The 4,544-nt window shown below is 35.0% G+C and carries 5 protein-coding genes and 1 pseudogene; 5 read left to right on the top strand and 1 reads right to left on the bottom strand.

Annotated elements, in window-relative coordinates:
* Window positions 1-374: pseudogene (locus SMIDD26_RS07870) on the top strand (GNAT family N-acetyltransferase); the annotation flags it as partial.
* A gap of 122 nt (window positions 375-496) precedes the next feature.
* On the opposite strand, the gene SMIDD26_RS07865 reads toward SMIDD26_RS07870, so the two are convergent.
* A complete protein-coding gene (locus SMIDD26_RS07865; RefSeq protein ID WP_061439757.1) occupies window positions 497-1,675 on the bottom strand; it encodes an ROK family transcriptional regulator in 1,179 nt (392 codons plus the stop codon).
* Between the two features lie 400 nt (window positions 1,676-2,075).
* Between SMIDD26_RS07865 and SMIDD26_RS07860 the strand changes: the two genes are divergently transcribed.
* From SMIDD26_RS07860 to SMIDD26_RS13175, 4 genes are all read left to right on the top strand, one after another.
* Window positions 2,076-2,972 carry a DUF7916 family protein gene (locus SMIDD26_RS07860; RefSeq protein ID WP_061439756.1) on the top strand — a complete coding sequence of 299 codons (897 nt, stop codon included), beginning with the start codon at window positions 2,076-2,078 and terminating at the stop codon, window positions 2,970-2,972.
* A 14-nt stretch (window positions 2,973-2,986) separates the two neighbouring features.
* On the top strand, window positions 2,987-3,304 hold the full coding sequence (locus SMIDD26_RS07855; RefSeq protein ID WP_061439755.1) for a PTS sugar transporter subunit IIB: 318 nt from the start codon (window positions 2,987-2,989) through the stop codon (window positions 3,302-3,304).
* Window positions 3,305-3,320: 16 nt separating this feature from the next.
* Window positions 3,321-3,638: a PTS lactose/cellobiose transporter subunit IIA gene (locus SMIDD26_RS07850; protein WP_061368566.1), complete on the top strand. Its 318-nt coding sequence runs from the start codon at window positions 3,321-3,323 to the stop codon at window positions 3,636-3,638.
* A gap of 9 nt (window positions 3,639-3,647) precedes the next feature.
* Window positions 3,648-4,544 (top strand): PTS transporter subunit EIIC (locus SMIDD26_RS13175; RefSeq protein ID WP_246746991.1); only part of this gene is annotated, 897 nt, incomplete at its 3' end.

Below are 4,544 nucleotides of genomic sequence, written 5' to 3'. Positions count from 1 at the left end.
TCAAGAACAATGGATGGGACCAATGATTTCTTTTCCCTTGACAATTCAAGTCTTGCAAGATTTGGAAGGAATCTTTTCAATCTTTGATGGACAAGAGTTTGTCGGGCTTATCCAGAAAATCAGGCTAGAAGACAGTAATCTTCATATTGGAAGATTTTTTTATCAACCCCCAGAAACAGGGGCAAGGCTTAGGTAGTCAGGCTTTAAAGAAATTTGTTAGTTTGGCCTTTGCAAATGAAGATATAGATAGTATTTCTCTGAATGTCTTCGAGGCAAATCAAAGAGCTCAAAATCTTTACCAAAAAGAAGGATTTGAAATCGTTCAAATGATTGAAGCACCTGAACGAAAATACATCATGAAAAAGGGGAGATAGGAGTTTAATTACAAATATAAAGAAAGCGAACAAAACAGAATTCTGATTTTCAGAAAACAGGTTTGTTCGCTTTTTATGATATACTCCCTCTTTTTAACCTATTTATTAAATGTAATAGAAAATTAGGAATGTAGAATTGTATGATACAAACAAAGTGCAATAGCTGAGTGTGCAGCTGTAAAATCATTATAAGGTTCAATAATGACTTCAGGTAGGCGATTATAGAGCAATTTGGGTTTGTAGTTCATTTCACTATATAGTTTTTGGATGATGTGTTGATTTGTTAGTAAAGGACTATGTAGGTAGATTTTTTGAGAGTCAATCATCATACTGATATTTAAAATGGTTTGACTAAGATAGAGTAAGGCTTGATGGATAAGTGTGATTATTCCAGTGTCACCTAATTGATAAGCGGTTAAAATAACTTGGATATCAATATCATCGGCATTTTTGACTAAACTAGGAAGTAGAGAATAGGTAGATTGATGATATAGAATTTTTGATTTTTTGATTAACCAAGATTCTCCAGCAAAAGTTTGTAAGCATCCCTTGCGTCCACAACTACATTCTTCTCCCTCAGATGAAACTACTGTATGCCCTATTTCTCCAATCATTAGATTTCCTTTCCCATAAATGTTTCCGTCATAGATATAAGAGCAGTGCATACCTCTAGCAAAATGAAAATAAGCAAAATTAGTGTCATTCTGTTGGCGACTAAATAGGCGTTTACCTATAGCCATACAGTTAACATTGTTAGAGAAAAACAAAGGCTTATCAAAGTGAGATTGAATCATTTCTAAGTCGATATGTTGCCATAAAGGATTGTTTGTTGTTATTTTATAATCATCTAAATAGCGACCAGGTAGCGCGATTCCAATTGCTTCTATTTCATAATCAGAGCAGTTATTTAAGAATTGCTTTAGTGTCTGGCTAATGAGTTGATTTCCCTTTTCTTGGATTAACTGTTTAGTGACAATTTCTTTCTCCTCTTTTAAGATATTTCCTAGATTATCTCCTAAAGAAAAAGTAAAGTGTTTTTCAGATAGTTCACAACCGATGTAGTAAAATCGTTTAGCTTGAATATCTAGCAGGATTTTTTTTCTTCCTACACTTGTATCGTGTTCGTCTTCACCAAGTTCTAAGAGAATGTTTTCTTTAATCAACTCATTTGTGATACTGCTGGTTGTTGCAGGTGTTATTCCTGTTTTTGTAGCAATTTCAATTCGTGAAATGGGCCCTAATGTATAAACTGTCTCCAGTATTTTAGCTCTTAGTTGTAATTGTTTCTTAGATAAGGTCATATTAGTTATCTTTCTATTTGTCAGATTCTTAAAATCTTATGATTTTTTGCTATGGATAAATGTAGATGTTAATCTTTTCATTACCTACAAGTCTCTTTTTATTATATATTGATAATAAAAAATAATCAAATATTTACACAAATCCTTGACAAGGCTTTCTTATAGTTGTAAAATATAAATAACAAAAGATAATCAAATAACAACTTGACGTCAAAAAATAAAGCTAATTGATAACTTTTGATAATAAAATATATTTAAGAGGAAGTGCAACGGAAGATAATGGAAAGTAACGCTGTTTACAAGATAGAAAATAAGGTAGTATGTGATAATAGGGCTTCTTGTTAACAATGATATAGAGCCTAGTTGTTACGAAAATATTTCAATCATTGGAGGATTGAGAATGAAACGTTTAATTAGTGCAAATCCGTCTGAGATATTAGAGATGAATGCTGAAGAATTAAAACAAAGTATTTTAGCAAGTGAAGGTAGAGTTGTTCTATCTGAAAATGTAGTTACTCGTGAGACATTTGTTGGGGATATTACTAATTCTGAAATTGCTAGAGCTTTTGGAGCTGACATGATTTTATTGAATTGTGTTGATGTTTTTGAGCCTAAAATTTATGCTTTGGATAGTTCAGGTGATGATGTTATTCATCGCTTACACCAGCTTGTTGCTTGCCCAATTGGTGTAAATTTGGAACCGATTGACCCATCTGCAAAAATGCTAGAAGAAACACAAGAAATTGTTGCAGGTCGTGTTGCAAACAGAGATACCTTTAAGAGGATTGAAGAACTTGGGTTTGATTTTGTTTGTCTGACTGGAAATCCAGGTACAGGAGTTAGCAATAAAGAGATTATCAAAGCAGTTCAATCTGCTAAAGAGAATTTCTCAGGTTTGATTATAGCTGGTAAAATGCACGGTGCTGGAGTGCAAGAACCTGTCGCGGATATTTCCGTTGCGGAGCAGTTGCTTGAAGCAGGTGCAGACGTGATTTTAGTTCCAGCTGTTGGGACGGTTCCTTCTTTTAACGATGAAGAATTGCGTGCAGTGGTAGATCTAGTTCACAGTAAAGGTGGACTAGTGCTGAGTGCTATTGGGACTAGCCAAGAAACCTCTGACACGGAGACAATTAGAGAAATTGCGTTGAGAAATAAAATTTGTGGAGTTGATATTCAACATATAGGTGACGCAGGATATGGGGGACTGGCAACAGTCGATAATATTTATGCCTTGAGCAAGGCAATTAGAGGAGTGAGACATACAGTATCTCGCTTGGCTAGATCAGTAAATAGGTGATAAAGGAGTAAGCTATGGCTAAAGTAACAATTATGTTAGCATGTGCAGCAGGTATGAGTACAAGTTTGCTAGTGACAAAGATGCAAAAGGCAGCAGAAGATAAGGGATTGGATGCAGAAATTTTTGCGGTTCCAGCTCCAGAAGCAGAAGAAATTGTAGAGACAAAAGAAGTAAATGTGTTACTTTTAGGTCCTCAAGTTCGCTATTTATTAGGGAACTTTCAAGAAAAATTAAAAGATAGACAGATTCCTGTGGCGGTTATTCCGATGACAGATTATGGAATGATGAATGGTTCTAAAGTCTTAGATTTAGCTGAAAGTTTATTAGACTAAGATGGAGGAGAATGTTATGGATGAAAGTAATTTAGAATCTGTAATGGGGCTAATTATGTATGGTGGGGAAGCCAAAAGTAATGCTATGGAGGCTATTCAGGCAGCAAAAAAAGGGGATTTCTCCAAAGCCAATCAAAAATTAGCTGATGCGAATGATGCCTTATTACAGGCGCATAAGGCTCAAACAGAAATGTTGACAAGAGAGGCACAGGGAGAAGAAACTTCAATTAGCCTCTTGATGGTACATGCACAAGATCATTTAATGACGAGTCTGACATTTGTTGACTTGGCAAAAGAAGTGGTAGAAGTGTACAAACGATTTGAAAAAAATTAGGAGTTTGCTATGAATACAATGTTGGATAAAATGCAAGAAAAACTTTCTCCAATTGCAATGAAAGTTGGGAATCAGAAGTTTTTAGTTGCTTTGCGTGATTCATTTGTGGGGACGATGCCTGTTATTATGACAGGTTCCATTGCTTTGTTATTCAATGCTTTTCTAGTGGATTTACCACAACAATTTCACCTAGAAAGTATTACGAAAACCTTTCAGTGGCTTGTTGACATCAATAATTTGGTATTCAAGGGAAGTATACCAATTGTTTCCTTGTTATTCATCTATTGCTTGGGAGTGAATATCGCTAAGATTTATAAGGTTGATACAGTTTCTGCTGGTTTGGTATCACTTGCCTCGTTTGTCATTTCGATCGGAAGTACAGTTACAAAGAGTTTCCCTTTGGCAAATGTAGGAGATGTGAAATTAGAACAAATCCTACAAGGAATTGATAATCTAAAATTTGATGGTAAAAATTTGATGGTCACTATTGGGAATGTGATTCCAGGAAACCATATCAATGCCAGAGGTTACTTTACAGCCATGATAATTGGATTTTTAGCCTCTATTATTTTCTGTAAAGTAATGAAAAAGAACTGGGTCATCAAGTTACCAGATTCAGTTCCCCCTGCGATTGCTAAACCGTTCACTTCTATCATTCCAGGATTTATGGCGATGTATATAGTAGCTATTTTGACTTATATTTTCCATCTACTTAGCAATGATTTATTGATTGATTGGGTTTACAAGGTGTTACAAACGCCATTACTAGGTTTATCTCAAAGTTTCTTTGCAGTTATTCTGATGATCTTTTTGAATAAGTTATTCTGGTTTTTTGGTCTCCATGGAGGAAATGTATTGGCTCCCATCATGGAAGGGCTATTTGGAGTTGCTATGTTAGCGAATCTG

The organism is Streptococcus mitis, assembly GCF_001579035.1.
GTDB lineage: Bacteria > Bacillota > Bacilli > Lactobacillales > Streptococcaceae > Streptococcus > Streptococcus mitis_J.
This window is presented reverse-complemented; position numbering and strand designations above follow the sequence as displayed.